At 74.8% G+C, this 16,013-nt stretch carries 14 protein-coding genes and 1 pseudogene; 6 read left to right on the top strand and 9 right to left on the bottom strand.

What is annotated here, in order from left to right; genetic code table 11:
* Positions 1-2: 2 nt before the first annotated feature.
* Positions 3-1,706 carry a tripartite tricarboxylate transporter permease gene (locus E4N63_RS29165; protein ID WP_230242128.1) on the top strand — a complete coding sequence of 568 codons (1,704 nt, stop codon included), beginning with the start codon at positions 3-5 and terminating at the stop codon, positions 1,704-1,706.
* The gene (locus E4N63_RS29160) at positions 1,703-2,734 is read left to right on the top strand and encodes a tripartite tricarboxylate transporter substrate binding protein (RefSeq protein ID WP_125622996.1); all 1,032 of its coding nucleotides are present in this window, start codon (positions 1,703-1,705) and stop codon (positions 2,732-2,734) included. The genes E4N63_RS29165 and E4N63_RS29160 overlap by 4 nt, the downstream gene beginning before the upstream one ends.
* 153 nt (positions 2,735-2,887) lie before the next feature.
* Here E4N63_RS29160 and E4N63_RS29155 read toward each other — a convergent pair whose 3' ends face one another.
* The 8 genes and pseudogenes from E4N63_RS29155 to E4N63_RS29120 all read right to left on the bottom strand — a co-directional run bounded on the left by E4N63_RS29155 (position 2,888) and on the right by E4N63_RS29120 (position 10,497).
* Positions 2,888-3,982 carry a glycosyltransferase family 2 protein gene (locus E4N63_RS29155; protein WP_125622997.1) on the bottom strand — a complete coding sequence of 365 codons (1,095 nt, stop codon included), beginning with the start codon at positions 3,980-3,982 and terminating at the stop codon, positions 2,888-2,890.
* Positions 3,979-5,907, bottom strand: a complete 1,929-nt coding sequence (locus tag E4N63_RS29150; RefSeq protein ID WP_230242127.1) for a carbamoyltransferase C-terminal domain-containing protein — start codon at positions 5,905-5,907, stop codon at positions 3,979-3,981. Before E4N63_RS29150 ends, E4N63_RS29155 begins: the two co-directional genes overlap by 4 nt.
* 217 nt (positions 5,908-6,124) lie before the next feature.
* Positions 6,125-7,240, bottom strand: a complete 1,116-nt coding sequence (locus tag E4N63_RS29145; protein WP_230242126.1) for an NAD-dependent epimerase/dehydratase family protein — start codon at positions 7,238-7,240, stop codon at positions 6,125-6,127.
* Between the two features lie 29 nt (positions 7,241-7,269).
* The gene (locus tag E4N63_RS29140; RefSeq protein WP_019708501.1) at positions 7,270-7,467 is read right to left on the bottom strand and encodes a DUF2795 domain-containing protein; all 198 of its coding nucleotides are present in this window, start codon (positions 7,465-7,467) and stop codon (positions 7,270-7,272) included.
* A gap of 90 nt (positions 7,468-7,557) precedes the next feature.
* Positions 7,558-8,343 (bottom strand): metallophosphoesterase, encoded by a 786-nt coding sequence (locus tag E4N63_RS29135; protein ID WP_230242125.1) that lies wholly within the window; start codon positions 8,341-8,343, stop codon positions 7,558-7,560.
* Entirely contained in the window at positions 8,340-8,639 is a 300-nt protein-coding gene (locus E4N63_RS29130; protein ID WP_125623001.1) for a hypothetical protein, read from the bottom strand. Before E4N63_RS29130 ends, E4N63_RS29135 begins: the two co-directional genes overlap by 4 nt.
* A gap of 125 nt (positions 8,640-8,764) precedes the next feature.
* Positions 8,765-9,502, bottom strand: a pseudogene (locus E4N63_RS29125) (nucleotidyltransferase family protein); the annotation flags it as partial.
* 221 nt (positions 9,503-9,723) lie between these two features.
* Positions 9,724-10,497, bottom strand: coding sequence for an SDR family oxidoreductase (locus E4N63_RS29120; protein WP_125624125.1), 774 nt, complete (start codon positions 10,495-10,497; stop codon positions 9,724-9,726).
* A 239-nt stretch (positions 10,498-10,736) separates the two neighbouring features.
* Here E4N63_RS29120 and E4N63_RS29115 point away from each other — a divergent pair, with 239 nt between their 5' ends.
* Positions 10,737-11,294 (top strand): DUF1990 family protein, encoded by a 558-nt coding sequence (locus E4N63_RS29115; RefSeq protein ID WP_125624124.1) that lies wholly within the window; start codon positions 10,737-10,739, stop codon positions 11,292-11,294.
* Between the two features lie 519 nt (positions 11,295-11,813).
* On the top strand, positions 11,814-12,860 hold the full coding sequence (locus E4N63_RS29110) for a YihY/virulence factor BrkB family protein (RefSeq protein ID WP_228429652.1): 1,047 nt from the start codon (positions 11,814-11,816) through the stop codon (positions 12,858-12,860).
* Here the strand turns inward: E4N63_RS29110 and E4N63_RS29105 are convergent.
* Positions 12,818-13,891, bottom strand: a complete 1,074-nt coding sequence (locus E4N63_RS29105) for an ATP-dependent DNA ligase (protein ID WP_125624121.1) — start codon at positions 13,889-13,891, stop codon at positions 12,818-12,820. The genes E4N63_RS29110 and E4N63_RS29105 overlap by 43 nt on opposite strands.
* Positions 13,892-14,005: 114 nt before the next feature.
* Here E4N63_RS29105 and ligD point away from each other — a divergent pair, with 114 nt between their 5' ends.
* Together ligD and E4N63_RS29095 are read left to right on the top strand one after the other, a co-directional pair.
* Entirely contained in the window at positions 14,006-15,010 is a 1,005-nt protein-coding gene (ligD, locus tag E4N63_RS29100; RefSeq protein ID WP_125624120.1) for a non-homologous end-joining DNA ligase, read from the top strand.
* A 220-nt stretch (positions 15,011-15,230) separates the two neighbouring features.
* Positions 15,231-16,013: a VOC family protein gene (locus E4N63_RS29095; protein WP_185831216.1), complete on the top strand. Its 783-nt coding sequence runs from the start codon at positions 15,231-15,233 to the stop codon at positions 16,011-16,013.

Genomic DNA, 16,013 nt, shown 5'->3' with positions numbered 1-16,013 from the left:
CCATGGACACCTTCGACCAACTGCTCTACGGGTTCGGCGTCGCCCTCTCCCCCGAGAACCTGGCCTTCGTCTTCCTCGGATGCCTCATCGGCACCGTCATCGGCATGCTGCCCGGGCTCGGCCCGATCAGCGCCATCTCGCTGATGATCCCGGTCGCCTTCACCCTCGACCCCGCCTCGGCCATCATCATGCTGGCCGGGGTCTACTACGGAGCCATCTTCGGTGGCTCGACATCGTCCATCCTGCTCAACGCGCCCGGCGTGGCCGGAACGGTGGCCACCTCCTTCGACGGGTATCCGATGGCCCGCAAGGGGGCCGCGGGGAAGGCGCTCGCCATCGCCGCGTTCGCCTCCTTCACCGGCGGCACCGTGGGTGTCATCGGGCTCATGCTGGTGGCGCCCTCCCTCTCCGCGCTCACGGTGAGCTTCGGGCCGGCCGAGTACTTCGCACTGATGGTGCTCGGGCTGACCGCCGTCGTCTCGCTCTCCGGGCAGAATCTGACCAAGGGTCTCGTCTCCGCCACGGTGGGCGTGATGATCGCCCTCGTCGGCATCGACTCCCAGACGTCGACCCTGCGCTTCACCTTCGGCCGCCCGGAACTGTACGAGGGCGTGCAGTTCCTCATCGTGGCGCTCGGCGTGTTCGCACTCGCCGAGGTCTTCGTGATGGTCCTGCGGCGGGGGCGGGACGCCCAGAGCGGAACGCTCACCTCACTGCGGCTGAACCGGCGCGAGATCCGGCGGATGAGCGGGCCCACCGGGCGCGGCTCCGTGCTCGGCTTCCTCGTCGGGGTCCTCCCCGGCGCCGGGGCCACGGTGGCGTCGTTCCTGGCGTACTCCTTCGAGAAGCGCATCGCCAAGGACGGCGACACCTTCGGCAAGGGCAACATCAAGGGGGTCGCGGCGCCGGAGTCCGCCAACAACGGGGCGGCCGTCGGCTCGTTCGTCCCGCTCATGACGCTGGGCGTGCCCGGCTCCGGGACCACGGCGGTCCTCCTCGGGGCACTGCTCGTCCTGGGGGTCCAGCCCGGCCCGCTGATGCTGGAGGAGCGGCCGGAGATCTTCTGGGGCGTGGTCGCCAGCATGTACGTCGGCAACCTCGTCCTGCTGATCCTCAACCTTCCCCTGATCCCGCTGTTCGCCAAGGTGCTCAGGACCCCGCAGACGCTGCTGGTGCCGCTGATCGTGGTCTTCTGCGTCGTCGGCGTGTACGGGCAGAGCTTCAGCGTCTTCGACCTGTGGCTGCTGACGGGGTTCGGCGTGCTGGGCTTCCTGATGCGGAGCAACGGCTTCCCCGCGGCCCCGCTGATCCTCGGGCTGATTCTGGGCGGCCTGATGGAGCGCTCGATGCGGCAGGCGCTGCTGATCTCCTCGGGAGACTTCAGCACCTTCCTGACGAAGCCGATCTCCGCCGCGCTGCTGGCGGTGGCGGCGCTGTCGCTGCTGGGCTCGGTGGCGGGCCCGTGGCGCCGCCGGGCGGCGGCGCGCCGGGCGGCGGCCGCCGGGGCGCCGCTCCCGGCCGGCGGCCCGCCCCGGGAGAGCGGGGGCCCCGCGGCGGGCCCCGCGGCCGAGGGCGCGGAGGCCGTCCCGGACCCGGGGAGCGCGGAATCCGAGGACCGCCCGGAGGCTCCCGGCCATGGTGCGGCGCGGGACCCGGATGCTTTCATGGGCGGCGTCACCAGCAACGGGACAGACCGGGACGGATGATCACGAGAGCGGGCGGAGCGCGGCGGGCGCGGCGGCCGGGACTGGCCGCCGCGCTGGCGGCGGCCTGCCTGCTGCCGGTCGGGGGCTGCGCCCCGGGGGCACCGGCACAGGAGCCGCTCCGTCTCATGGTGCCCGTTCCCGCGGGCGGCGGGTACGACTACACGGCCCGCACGGTCGCGGTGACCCTGCGGGACACCGGTCTCGCCGGCGAGGTCGAGGTGTTCAACCTCCCCGGCTCGTCCGGCACGGTGGCGCTGACCCGGCTCCTCCACGAGACCGGCAACGACCGGATGCTGCTGCAGATGGGTCTGGGGCTGGTCGGCAGCGTCCTGTCCCAGGGAGTTCCGCACGGCATCGACGAGGCCACGCCGGTGGCCAGGCTGATCGCGGAACCGGAGGCGGTGGTGGTGCCGGCCGACTCCCCCTACACGTCCTTCGGCGACCTGGTGCGGGCCTGGAAGAAGAGCGAGGAGGACCCCTCCGGAGGTCTGGTCGCCGGAATCGGCTCCCGTGTCGGCGGCCCCGACCACCTGGCCCTGATGCTGATCGCCGAGGCCGTCGGACTGGCCCCGGCGGAGGTCCGTTTCGACCGCTACGACGGCGGTGGCCAGATGCTGGCCCCGCTGCTCGGCAAGCGGGTGGACTTCGCGCTCACCGGGGTCGGCGAGTACCGGCACGCCATCGCCGCCGGGCAGTTGAGGGTGCTCGCCGTGACGGGGCCGCACCCCGTGAGCGGCGTCGACGCCCCGACCCTGCGCCGGGCCGGGTACCCCCTGGAGGTCGTCAACTGGCGCGGGCTCCTGGCACCGCCCGGCATCACGGAGCGGCAGCGCGCCGAGCTCACCCGGCTGCTGGACCGGCTGCGGGCGACACCCCAGTGGCAGCGCGCCCTCCGGGAGAACGGGTGGACGGACGCCTATCTGACCGGCGACCGGTTCTCCGCGTTCCTCGCCGCGGAGAACCGGCGGGTCGGCAGGGTCATCGACCGGCTGGGCCTGACCGGGGAAGAAGCGGACGGCACCGGGTGACGGGCCCGCCCCCGGCGATGCGCGAGGCCGGGGCACGGCCGAGGCCGGGTGCCGCGACTCCGTCGTCGCCGCACCCGGCTCTCACCCTTGCCACCGGGTTCACCGAGCCCGGGGTCTCTCCCCCGCCTGTTGCGCCGCGCCCGCACCGGCCGGTCAGCGGACGGGGCCGTCCATCCGCTCCCGGTCCGCGTGACCGGCGCCGTTGGGCGGGGGCACGCCCCGCTCGCGCGGCTGCTCCCGGCGGTGACGCAGCAGGCCCCTCGCCCAGTGCCAGGCGGCGACCGGCGGGATCACGGTGCTGGTGAGCGCCATGGTGGTGATCTCCTCCGGGGTGCGCGGCCCGGGCAGGACGCGGGCGGCGGCGAACTCCGCCGTGCCGGCCAGCCACAGTGCCGCGGACACCGCCGCCGCGCGGGGCCGTCCCGCGGCGGCGAGGGCCAGGGCGCCCGCGCCGGCGGCGGTCACCGCCAGATGCCGGGGCAGCCGGCCGCGCGGCGCTCCGGCGCGGGCCCACCAGGCGCGGCCGTGCAGCCGGTTCATCAGGACGTCGTCGGCGTTGCCGGCCTGGGTGCGCACGGAGACCCAGCGGTCGGCCGGGCGCACCGGGTGGGTGGTGCGGCGGCTGCCCATCGTCAGGGTCCAGCCGGCGTCCAGCGCGCGCAGGGCCAGGTCGGCGTCCTCGCGGAAGGCGCGCGGGAAGCGCTCGTCGAAGCCGCCGAGGGCTTCGAGGGCGGTGCGCCGGTAGGCCATGTCGGCGGTGATCCACTGGGAGGTGGCGAGTCCGGCGGTATTGCGCTCCCAGTCGGTCGGCGGGCGGTCCCGCGGGAGCGGAACGGTGATCCGGGCCTGGATCCCGGCCGTCACCGGGCCGGCGGCGGCCAGGTCGGCCGCGAGGTCCGCTGCCCAGCGGGGGCCGGGCAGGACGTCGTCGTCCAGGAAGACGATCCACGGCTCGGGCGCGGTCTCCCAGCCGGTGTTGCGGGCGGCGGCCGGCCCGCTCCCGCTGCCGGGGATGCTCCGCACGAGCTCCAGGAACCGGTCCGGGATGTCGACGGTCAGAGGGGTGCAGTCGTACGGGGGCCGGTCGTCGACGAGGACGATCCGCCGGGGGGCCGGCCCGCCGGCGTCGACGGCCGCGGCGAGCGCGCGCAGGCAGGCGCCGAGGCTGGGCCGGCCGAGGGTGGGGATGACGACCGCGTACTCCGGGTCCCCCGGGGTCCCCGTGTTCCTTGCGTCGGGGCCGCTCACCGGGGCATCCCCGGGGTGTCAGCGCCGCCGCCCGGTGCCCCCTCCGGGCCGGCCGCCCCGGTGACTCCGCCCGGTCCGGCTCCGGGGAGGCCCGGCCCGGTACCGGCGATTCCCGCCGCGGCGGCTCCGCTGCCGGCCACCGGCTCGCGGACCGGAGCCGTGTGGACCGGCCGGGCCGACACGCCGTCCGGCGTGCCGTAGGAGGGGACGGAGCCCACGGCCGCGAAGCCCTCCGCGTCCGTCGCGGACAGCGGCTCCGCTGCGCCTGTCGCGTCCGGCTGCCCGCCCGCGAAGAACGTGCCGCGCCGGACCACGAAGGGGCCGATGGCGAGCAGGTCGACCGGGGAGGAGCCGAAGCACTCCAGGGCGTCGCGCGGGTCGTCCACCATGGGCCGGCCGGCCGTGTTGAGGCTGGTGTTGACGACGACGGGCAGTCCGGTCCGCCGTTCGAAGGAGCCCAGCATCCGGGCGACCAGGGGCTCGTTCACCGGGTCGACGGTCTGGATGCGGGCGGTGCCGTCGACGTGCACGACGGCCGGGATGCGGTCCCGCCACTCCTCGGCCACCTCGTGCACGAAGAGCATGTACGGGCTGGGCATCGGCCCGTCGAAGATCTCGGGGGCGCGGTCGGCGAGGACCATCGGCGCCACCGGGCGGAACTGTTCGCGGCCCTTGACGTCGTTCAGCCGCTCCAGATTGCCGGAGCGGCCCGGGTGGGCCAGCAGGGAGCGGTGTCCGAGGGCCCGCGGCCCGTATTCCGAGCGTCCCTGGAACCAGGCGACGATCTGGTCGTCCGCCAGCGCCTCGGCCACCGTCTCCGCGACGTCGGCGGGCCGCTCGTACGGGACGGCGGCGGTCTTCAGCCAGCCCTCCAGTTCGGCGTCGGACCAGCGGCGGCCGAGGTCGGCCCCGGCCAGGGGCTCGGTGCGGTCGCCGCCGCTCGCCGCGAGGTGGAGCGCGCCGCCCAGGGCCGTACCGGCGTCGCCGGAGGCGGGCTGCACCCACACCCGGTCGAACGGGCCCTCGCGGGCGATGCGGGAGTTGGCCACGCAGTTGAGCGCCACTCCCCCGGCCATCGTCAGCAGGGAGTCGTGTGTCCGGCCGTGCAGCCAGCGCACCAGGTCGAGCAGCGTCTCCTCCAGACACGCCTGGGCACTGGCGGCCAGATCGGCGTGGTCCTGCGTCCACGCCTCGCCCGGGCGGAGCGGGGGGCACAGCTCGGCCCACGGCACGCCGGCGGCGCGGAAGCCGCCGTCGCCCGTCGCGTGCACGTGCTTCCGCAGTTCGCCGAGCATGCGGGGGGTTCCGTAGGAGGCGAGGGCCATCACCTTGTACTCGTCGGAGGACCGCAGGAAGCCCAGATGCTCCGTCAGGTCCTCGTACACGAGGCCGAGCGAGTGCGGCAGCTCCTGCCCGTACAGCGGCTCGATGCGGTCGCCGACACGCCGTCCGGCCAGGTGGGACGTGGCCTCGCCGCGGCCGTCGAGGACGAGCACGGAGGAGGTCTCGGCGCCCGGCGCCGCCAGCGCACTGGAGGCGGCGTGCGCCATGTGGTGCGGGACGAACCGCACCTTCTCCGGGTCGAGTCCGGGGAGCGCGGTGTGCAGGAAGTTGGGGGCCTCGCGGGCGTAGGCGAGGCGCAGATGGTCCCAGGGGTCGTCCAGGCCCATCGTGTCGGCGGGCCGGGCGAGCCGGGGGTCGAAGGAGTACGCGACCGCGTCCAGGTCCTGCGGGCGCAGCCCGGCCTCGGCCAGGCACCAGGCGGCGGCCTTCTCCGGGAGTTCCCAGGCGGAGAAGGGGAGCGGTCGTTTGCCGTGCTTGCGCCGCGAGAAGCGTTCCTCCTCGGCGGCGGCGACGGTGTGGCCGTCGATGACGAGCGCCGCGGCGGGATCGTGGAAGAGAGCGTTGATTCCGAGGATGCGCATGGGTTTCCGCTCTTTCGGCGGCCGGGGCCGCGAAGGTCTCGGTGGACGGGGTGAAGGGCACGGGGTGCGGGGCGGGACGGGAGGAGGCCGTGCGGGGCTCAAGGGTCGCGTGCGCCGGGGGAGTCGAGTTCCTGGACCCGCTCGGACCGGCCGCCGCCGCGGCGAACCCCGGCGCGGTGGGCGCCGCGCCGTGCGGCCGGCGCCGGTGCCGCGCCGCTCAGGTGGCCTCCGCCGCGGAGCGCGCCTGCTGCCGGTACCACTCGATGGTGCGGGCCAGCCCTTCTTGGGCGTCGGTCAACGGCGCCCACTGGAGCTTGCCGCGGGCCAGGGTGATGTCCGGGCAGCGCACGGCCGGGTCGTCCGTCGGCCGTTCGATGAAGCGGACCGTGGAGGGCGAGCCGGTGAGGTCGATGACCCGGTGCGCCAGGTCGAGCATGGTGATCTCGTCCGGGTTGCCGAGGTTGACCGGCCCGAGGAGGTCGGACGCGGCCATGGCGAGGATGCCCCGGACGGTGTCGTCGACGTAGGCGAGGGAGCGGGTCTGCCGGCCGTCGCCGGTGACCGTCAGGGGTTCGCCCGCCAGCGCCTGGCGGATGAAGGTGGGCACGGCGCGCCCGTCGTGGCCGCGCATCCGCGGACCGTAGGTGTTGAAGAGCCGGACGATGCCGGCGTCCGTGCCGCGGGCCGCGGCCTCCGCGGTGGTCAGCGCCTCGCTGAAGCGCTTGGCCTCGTCGTAGACGCTGCGCGGGCCGACCGGGTTGACGTTGCCCCAGTAGCGCTCGTTCTGCGGATGCTGCAGCGGGTCGCCGTAGACCTCCGAGGTGGAGGCGAGGACGAAGCGGGCCTCCCGTTCGCGGGCGAGCGCCAGCGCGTTCCGGGTGCCGAGGCTGCCGGTGTCCAGGGTGTGCAGTGGCAGCCGGAGGTAGTCGGCGGGCGAGGCGGGAGAGGCGAAGTGCAGGACGAGATCCACCGGTCCGGGGACGTGCCCGGCGAACGGTGCGCTGACGTCGGCCCGCAGCAGCGTGAACCCGGGGTGGTTTCGCAGGTGCGCGATGTTGCCGGGCGTTCCGGTGGAGAAGTCGTCCACGCAGGTGACGGCGGTGCCCTCCGCCAGCAGGGCCGTGCACAGGTGGGAACCGACGAAGCCGGCCCCGCCGGTGACGACGGCGTGGTCCCAGCGGCGGCCGCCGTCACCCGGCACGGCCCCGGCCGGTGTCGCGGGCCGTGCGGCGGCCCTGTCCGTGGGCGGCGCGGCGGCGCCCGGTCCGGAGGGGCCGGCGGGCCCACCGGGCCCGCCGGATCCGGGTATCGCTGCCTTGTCGGCGGCGTCCATGGGGAGGTCTCCTTTCCGCACCGGCCTGCTCACTGCTCCTGCGCCACGGCCTTCTCGACCTGGTCGGGGCCGGTGAACTTTTTCTGCCCGAGACTCTCGATCTTCTCGACGATCTTCCGGTCGGCCCCGTTGCTCTCGGCCAGGGAGGCGAGGGACTTGCGGTCCGCCGGGTAGTCGGCGCCCTTGAGAGCCTTCTGCAGTTCGATCGGGTTGACCTTCTCGGCCATGTCTCCTCCTGGTGGTACGGAGTGCGCGGCGCCATGGGTGACGGCCGCCCGTCCGCAGTACCCGGACCGGAACGGACCAATCAGCGACTCTCAGGACATGCCCCGGTCGGCGTACACGGGCCGCCCCTCCTCCACGGCTGCCCCGGCGTCCGTGCCGCACGCCAGGTGGTAGACCGCGAAGGCGCGCCGGATGACGGGCTGGGCGACGTTGCGCACCAGCACCCCGCCGCCCGTCATGCCGTGCTCGGTGCCCAGATGGGCGTGGCCGTGCACGGCCAGATCGGCCCCGGCGCCGTCGATGGCCTCGGCGAGCTGGTAGCTGCCGAGGAACGGATAGATCTCCTCGGGCTCCCCGGCGAGCGTGTCGCGGACGGGCGAGAAGTGGGTGAGCGCGATCCGCAGCAGGCACTCCCGCCCGGCCAGGGCCTCCAGTTCCCGGTGCAGGCTGTCCGCGCTGAGCCGGGTGGAGCGGACGAACGCCTTCATCTCCGGTTCGCCGAACTCCCCCGCGCTGCGCCCCGCGAAGCCGCCGCAGAAGCCCTTCACGCCGGCGATCCCGACGGCCGTCCCGTTGACGCGGAGCACGGTGCTGCCGCCCTCCAGCACCGTCGCGCCGGCGGAGCGGAGGATGTCGGCGACCTCCTCCGGCCGGTCGTCCTGGTAGTCGTGGTTGCCGAGGACGGCGACGACCGGCACGGGCAGCCCGGTGATCTCCTCCGCGACGACGCGGGCCTCCTCCGGGGTGCCGTGCCGGGTGAGGTCGCCCGCGAGCAGGAACAGGTCGGCGCGGTCGCCGAGGGTTTCGAAGGCCGGGCGGAGCAGCCCGCGGCTGTCCGGGGCCATGTGGATGTCGCCGACGGCCGCGACGCGGATCATGACAGTTCCTCCGGGCGGTCGGGCGCGCTGTGGTCGGTCAGGCCGATGTCGCTGCGCACCGGGACGTCCGGCAGGACCTCCGCGACGATGCGGAGGATCTCCTCCCGGTTGGCGGCCGAGGGGACGGTGCCGGTCAGCAGCAGGCTGCCGCCGCGCATCTCCAGGCGGATGCCCATGTCGCCGCTGCCCTCCCGGGCGAGCCGCTCCTGGAGATGTGCGAGGCGGTACTCGGTGGTCGCGGTGGCGCCGGGGTCCCGGTCGCCGCCGGCGGCCGGCCCCGCGTGGTGGTCCGTCATGCCCGGTGTCCTTCCGGCCGTTGCCGCCGTCCGCCCGCCGCCGTCCCGGACGGCGGTGCGGGCGGCGTTGGGTGCGGCTGTCCGTGTGCGGTGGGTACGCCCCCGTCCCCGTCCGCGCTCCCGCTCGGTGTGCCGGGGCCGCGGGGGGCGATGACGCCGAGGCGTTCGAGGAGGAAGAGGAAGGCGTCGGGCATGGGCGCGTCCCCGCAGACGCGGCGCACCCGGTCCCAGTCGATCTTCTCCCGCAGGGTGCGGGCCAGCGGCAGCACTCCGCTGAAGTCGCAGTGGTGTTCGGAGAGGGCGTTGAGCAGCCCGATGAGGAGGTCCGTCGGCGCCAGCACGGGCATCACGACCGAGTCCACCGGCAGGATCTCGGCGCGGTCCAGGAGTTCCCTGGTCACCGGCTGCTGCTTGAGTTCGTAGATGAGGTCGACGTCCTGGCCGCGGCAGCGGGCCTTGAACAGCCAGTCCTCGGGCGGGTCGTAGACCGGGATGCCGGCCTTCCGCAGCGTGCCCGCGACCGCCCCGGCGTCCTCGGGCAGCACGCAGAAGTCGGCGTCGTGTTCGAGCCGGGCCATGTTGCCGTGCGCGTACGCGGCCACGCCGCCGGCCAGGGCGAAGGGATGACCGGCCGCCTTCAGCAGCCCGGCCACCTGCTTGGTGGCCTCCAGAATCGCCTGCATGCGGTCGGGCGCCGGGGCCTCGTGTCCGCGGGACTCCCCGTACTCGTGGAGATGCCCGTACGGTCCGCCGTGGCTGCCGCGGCCGTACGGCCCGTCGTGCCCGTACGGCGCCTCGCGGCCGGTGCCTCCGGCGTGCCGGTACCAGCCGCCGTACCCCGAGGGGTCGCCGCCGCCCGGCAGCGGTCCGCTCCACGGCGGATCGCTGCCGGGCCCGGCCCGCGCCCCGGAGCGGCGGGCGCCACCGGGGTCCCGGGGCCGGCGCCGGGGCCGGGCGGGGTCCGCGGCGCGGCCCGTGCGCGGGCGCTCCGCGGTTTCCGGTCCACCGTCACTCCGCCTCTCCTCGCCCGTCGTCCCGCCCGTCGTCCGGTTCCCGTGCCGATGGCCGTCCCGGCCGCCGCGGGTCACGGCCAGGACGTCTCGCAGCGCGGGACCACCACGAGTTCGGGGATGACGCTGCCGTGCGGCACCGACAGGGCGTAGAGCACCGCGTCGGCGACGATGTCGGGGCTCTGCAGCTTGGTGGTGTCCGCGTCCGGGAAGCGGTCGAGGACGAACGGGGTCTCCATACCGCCCGCGATGACGCCCGTGACGCCGATCCCGAGGCAGTCGCGCTGCGCCTCCTTGAAGAGGGTGTGGGTGAAGGCACGCAGCCCCGACTTGCCCGCCGCGTAGGGGCCGGCCTCGGTCCAGGTGCGGTTGGAGGCCGTGGACAGGATGTTCACGATGTGGCCGCTGCCGCGGGCCACCATCCGCCGGTAGACCTCCAGGCACAGGTACATGGGGCCGAGCAGATTGGTGCCGACGACCCGGGTGACCTCCTCGGCCGACAGATGCTCGATCGGCTTGGAGACGTCCACGGCGGCGTTGTTGACCAGGATGTCGAGGGGCCGTTCCACCTGGTCGAGGTCGCGGAAGAACCGTGCCGCCACGGCCGGTTCGCGGACGTCGAGTTCGGTGTAGCGGGCCTGGTGGCCCTCGGCCTTGAGTTCGCGGCACAGGTCCTGGGCGAGTTCGCGCCGGACGTCCGCCACGTCGACGGCGGCCCCCGCCCGCGCCAGGGCCCGGCTGATCGAGGCGCCCAGGCCGCGGGCGCCGCCGGTCACCATCGCGTTCTTCCCCGCCAGATCCACCTGTGCTGTTCCGTGCGTCGCGGTCTTCTGCGCTGTGCTGCCCATCGGGGTCCTCCCGGATGTGCTCGGCGGCCTGCCCGGCCGGGGTGTCCGCCGGGCCCGGCTCGTGGGGCCTGCGGTGTCGCGGTAACCCTCGCAGAACAGGACAAACCGAATATCACCGACATGACGGGCGGATGTCACGACGCGTGGCCGCGGGCCGCCGCCCACCGGGAGGCCCCCACGTCTCCGCGGCGGGGGCCGCCGGCCGGTGCGGGTCCCCGGGCGGTCCTATATTCCGGTCCATGGCCCGTGACCTCGAGCAGGTGTACCGAGCGGCGTGCGCCGCCGAGCCCACGTACGCGGAGACCGGGGCCACCCGGGAGGGTCCGCTCCCCGCCGGGTACCGGCTGCGCCTCCGGCGCTCCCTGCCAGTCGGCCGCGGCCCGGAGGTCTTCGAACGGGCCGTCGCCTTCGTCCTGGACTGGGGGCCGCAGCGCGCCACCGGCCTGGCACCCCACCCCGGTACACCGGTCGAGGAGGGCGGCACCGTGCTGCTGGTCCCCCGGCCCGGCGGACTGCGGCTGCCGGGACCGCTCATCCCCTGCCGGGTGGTCTGGACGGAGCACGGTCCGGACCGGGCCGGCTTCGCGTACGGATCGCTGCCGGGGCATCCGGAGTGCGGGGAGGAGTCCTTCACGGTGATCCGGGAGGCCGGCGGCGCGGTGCGGGTCGAGATCGCCGTGTTCTCCCGCGCCGCCGTCTGGTACACCCGGCTCGCCGGGCCGGTCGCCCGGGCGGCCCAGCGGCTGGCCCTGGGACGCTATCTGCGCTCCGTCGCCCGGGCGGCGCGCGAGGGGTGAGCCGCGGGCGCCCGCGGCTCGGCGGGCGCTCCCACCGTCGTGCACGGGCCACCGCCGTACGGGCGGGGCGGCCCCGGACGGGGCGGCCGCGCGCCCGGGGTGTGATCCCCGGGCCGGGGCCCGGCTCTCGCGGTGCCGGGCCCCGGTCCGGGATGCCGGGGAGAGGTGTCCGGCATGCGGCCCCGGCCGCCGGGTCCGCCCGGAGGCGGCCCGCGGGGCGGAGCCGACGGCGGCCATCCTCACAGACGGCGCCGCCCCCCGGCACCCGCGCCGGCGCCGCCCCGGGGCGCGGGCCACCCAACTCCCGCCGGGCGCCCGGCCGCAGCGGCGGCGGTGGCTTTGCTCACACGGCCGCGGTGGACAAGTGTTCGCCCCCCGGGCTGTCCGCACGTGGAGCCCGGACCCGGACACCCTCCGTGACCTGCGCGGACGTCCGCCGGCCCGTCCCGTACGGCCCGCGTTCCGCCAACCGGCCGGGTTGACGACGGCGGACCGGGGGACCCGGAGGACATGCGACCTATGAACGATCACGAAGAGGCCCGCGGGGCCACCACGGGCGGTCCGCACGGATCCGCCGCCCCGGAGGGACCGGGCGAACTGCCCTCCCGCTCCTGGAAAGGGGTGCTGCGCCGGACCCTGAAGGAGTTCAAGGAGGACGACCTCCAGGACCGGGCGGCCGCCCTGACCTACTTCGGGGTGCTGTCGATCTTCCCGGCGCTGCTGGTCCTCGTCTCGCTGCTCGGGGTGGTCGGCAAGTCGGCCACGGACAAGATCCTGGAGAATGTGCAGTCCCTGGCCCCCGGCGCGGCCCGCGACATCCTCGACCGGGCCGTGACCCAGCTCCAGGGCAACACCTCCACCAGCGGCATCTTCGCCCTCATCGGCCTGGCGGCCGCGGTGTGGTCGGCGTCCGGCTACATCGCGGCGTTCATCCGCACCTCGAACGCGGTCTACGACCTGCCGGAGGGCCGCCCCGCCTGGAAGATCACCCCGCTGCGGCTGGTGCTGACCGTCGCCCTGATGGTGATGCTCGCGGCGAGCGCGCTCATCGTGGTCTTCACCGGGCCGCTGGCCCAGCGCGCCGGGGACATGATCGGCCTGGGCGACACGGCGATGACCGTGTGGTCCATCGCCAAGTGGCCCGTCCTGCTGATCCTCGTCGTCCTGATGATCGCCCTGCTGTACTGGGCCGCGCCCAACGTCCGGGGCCGCGGCTTCCGCTGGGTGACCCCGGGCAGCCTGATCGCGGTGGTGGTGTGGCTGCTGGCCTCAGCCGGTTTCGCGTTCTACGTGGCCAACTTCGGCTCGTACAACAAGACGTACGGCACCCTGGCCGGTGTCATCATCTTCCTGGTCTGGCTCTGGATCTCCAACCTGGCCATTCTGCTCGGCCTGGAGCTCGACGCCGAGCTGTCCCGGGAGCGGGCCGTCCAGGCCGGCCACCCCGAGGACGTGGAGCCGTACGTGGAACCGCGCGACACCCGGAAGTGGCCGGACGACCTCCAGCGCGAGCACGAGAGCCGTCACGCGGAGGGCCGGCCCGACAGCACCGACGACAGGTCGTAGCGGACCGGCTCCTCCAGCTGCGCGTACGTGCACGACTCCGGCACGCGGTCCGGCCGCCAGCGGCGGAACCGGGCCGTGTGCCGGAAGCGTCCGGCCTGCATGTGGTCGTACGCCACCTCGCAGACCCGCTCGGGGCGCAGCGGCACCCAGGAGAGATCCTTCGCCCCCGTCCAGCGGCTGGGCGCACCCGGCATCCGGCTCCGTTCGTGCGCCTCCTCCTCGGCCCAGTCCGCCCAGGGGTGGCCCTCCACCGACTCCATCCGCAGCGGCGCCAGCTCCTCCATCAGCTCCTCCCGCCGCCGCATGGGGAAGGCCGCGCAGACGCCGACGTGCTGGAGCCGCCCCGCGTCGTCGTACAGGCCGAGCAGCAGGGAGCCGACGACGGGGCCGCTCTTGTGCGGGCGGAGGCCGGCCAGTACACAGTCGGCGGTCCGCTCGTGCTTCACCTTGACCATGACCCGTTCCCCCGGCCGGTAGCCGAGACCGGGCGGCTTGGCGACGACACCGTCCAGGCCCGCGCCCTCGAACCGCTCGAACCAGCGGTGCGCGAGTTCGATGTCGTAGGTCGCCGGGGCCGTGAAGACGGGGTCGCCCGCCCCCTCCAGGGCGGCCTCCAGCGCCTCGCGCCGCTCCCGCTGCGGGGTGTCCAGCAGTGAGTCGCGGCCGAGGGCCAGCAGGTCGAAGGCCACATAGCCCGCCGGGGTCCGCTCCGCGAGCAGCCGCACCCGGGAGTCGGCCGGATGGATGCGCTCCAGCAGCGCGTCGAAGTCCAGCCGCGGGCCGCGTGCGACGACGATCTCCCCGTCGAGGACGCAGCGCTCCGGGAGCCGTTCCCGGAAGGCCGCCACCAGTTCGGGGAAGTAGCGGTTGAACGGTCTTCCGGAGCGGCTGGCGATCTCGATCTCGCCGCCGTCGCGGAAGACCAGGGCGCGGAAGCCGTCCCACTTGGCCTCGTACAGCATGCCCGCCGGGATGCGGGCCGCGCTCTTCGCCAGCATCGGGCGCACGGGCGGCATCACCGGGAGGTCCATGAGCCGATTCTGCGGCCGTCCGCGGTCCCCCGCGCGCCGGAACGGGCACCCGGGGGCACCCGGGGCGGGGCCCGCCGGGAGGCGGGGCGCGCCGCCCCGGCCTACCGTGGCGGCATGGCAGAGACGGCGCAGCTCACGGTCGGCGGCCGGGTCGTACAGCTGTCCCATCCGGACAAGGTGTACTTCCCGGAGCGCGGCTTCACCAAGCTCGACGTCGCCCGCTACTACCTGGCGGTCGGCGAGGGCATCACCCGGGCCCTGCGGGACCGGCCCACCACCCTGGAGCGCTACCCCGACGGGGTGACGGGCGAGTCGTTCTTCCAGAAGCGCGCCCCGGCCAACCTCCCCGACTGGATTCCCACGGCGCGCATCTCCTTCCCCAGCGGCCGGCACGCGGACGAGATCTGCCCGACCGAGCCGGCCGCCGTGCTGTGGGCGGCCAACCTGGGCTGCCTGACGTTCCACCCGTGGCCGGTGCGGCGCGGGAACACCGATCACCCGGACGAGCTGCGGATCGACCTCGACCCGCAGCCGGGCACCGGCTACCGGGAGGCGGTCCGCGCGGCGCAGGAGCTGCGGGACGTCCTGGACGGGCTGGGACTGCGCGGCTGGCCGAAGACCTCGGGCGGGCGCGGGCTGCACGTCTTCGTGCCCATCGAGCCGCGCTGGACGTTCACCCAGGTCCGCCGCGCCGCCATCGCGGTGGGCCGGGAGCTGGAGCGGCGTGCGCCGGACCGGATCACCACCGCCTGGTGGAAGGAGGAGCGCGGCCCGAAGATCTTCGTCGACTACAACCAGACCGCCCGCGACCGCACCATCGCCGGCGCCTACTCGGTCCGTCCCCGGCCGCACGCGCCGGTCTCCGCACCGCTGCTGTGGGAGGAACTGCCGCACGCCGTGCCGGAGGACTTCGACCTGGCGACCATGCCGGTGCGGTACGCGGACCTGGGCGATGTGCACGCGGACATGGAGAAGCACCCCTGCCGGCTGGAGGCCGCGCTGGAACTCGCCGAGCGGGACGAGCGCGACCACGGCCTGGAGGACCTGCCGTATCCGCCGGATCACCCCAAGATGGCGGGAGAGCCGAAGCGGGTCCAGCCCAGCCGGGCCCGGCGGTGAACTCCGGGCGGGCGGCCCGCCGTCCGGGCGGGCCCGCGGGGACTCCCGCCCGCCTCCGGCCGCGTGCCCGCCGTGCTCCTGCCGTGCGCGGCCGTGTCCCCGGGCCGCCGGTGTCCGCGCGTGCGCCACGGGGCGCCGTCCCGGACGGGATGGCACAGTGGCAGACGGCAGGTGTCCCCGGCGGCACCAGCGGCACCCCGAGAGAGCGAGGCGAGCCGGAATGTCGGCCACAACCCCCGTGGTGCAGGGCGCACCCTGCTGGGTGAGCCTGATCACGAGTGATCTCGGGCTTTCGCAGGACTTCTACCACGCGCTGCTGGGCTGGGAGTTCCGGCCCGCCTTCCACCGCAAGGAGTACGTGGTCGCGTACAGGGACGGCGCACCCGTCGCCGGCATCGGGGCGCTGGCCCGCTCCATGGGTTTCCCCGTGGCCTGGTCCCCGTACTTCGCGGTGGAGAGCGCCGACAAGGTCTCCGACCGCATCCGGGAGCGGGGGGCGACGGTCGCCGTCGGCCCGATCCCGTTCGGCCCGGGGCGGGTCGCGTGGGCGGCCGACCCGATGGGCGCCCCCTTCGGCATCTGGGAGGGGTACACCGAACCGGAGTGGCCGGTCCGGCGGGGGCCGGGCTTCCCGTCCTGGATCGAGTTGCGCACCCGGGACATCTTCGCCGCGACGATCTTCTACAGCGAGGTGCTGGGCTGGGACACCGAGCCGCCCGAGCGCTGCGACGTGCGGTACACGGACGAGCAGGTGATCGTCCGGATCCAGGGGCGCACGGTGGGCAGCCTGCGCGGCGGGGCGCTGGAGTCCGCGCCGGACCCGCGCATCCGGCCGCGCTGGCACGTGTACTTCTGCGTGGAGGACGTGCCCGCCGCGGCGGAGCAGGCGGCGGCGTCCGGCGGGGAGATCGTCACTCCGCCGGAGGAGACCCACCACGGGTGGGAGTCGACACTGCGGGACCGGCAGGGCGGGCTGTTCACGGTGATGTCGCGGGAGAACTGA

The sequence above is a fragment of the Streptomyces sp. MNU89 genome (assembly GCF_020982505.1).
GTDB lineage: Bacteria > Actinomycetota > Actinomycetes > Streptomycetales > Streptomycetaceae > Streptomyces > Streptomyces xinghaiensis.
This window is presented reverse-complemented; position numbering and strand designations above follow the sequence as displayed.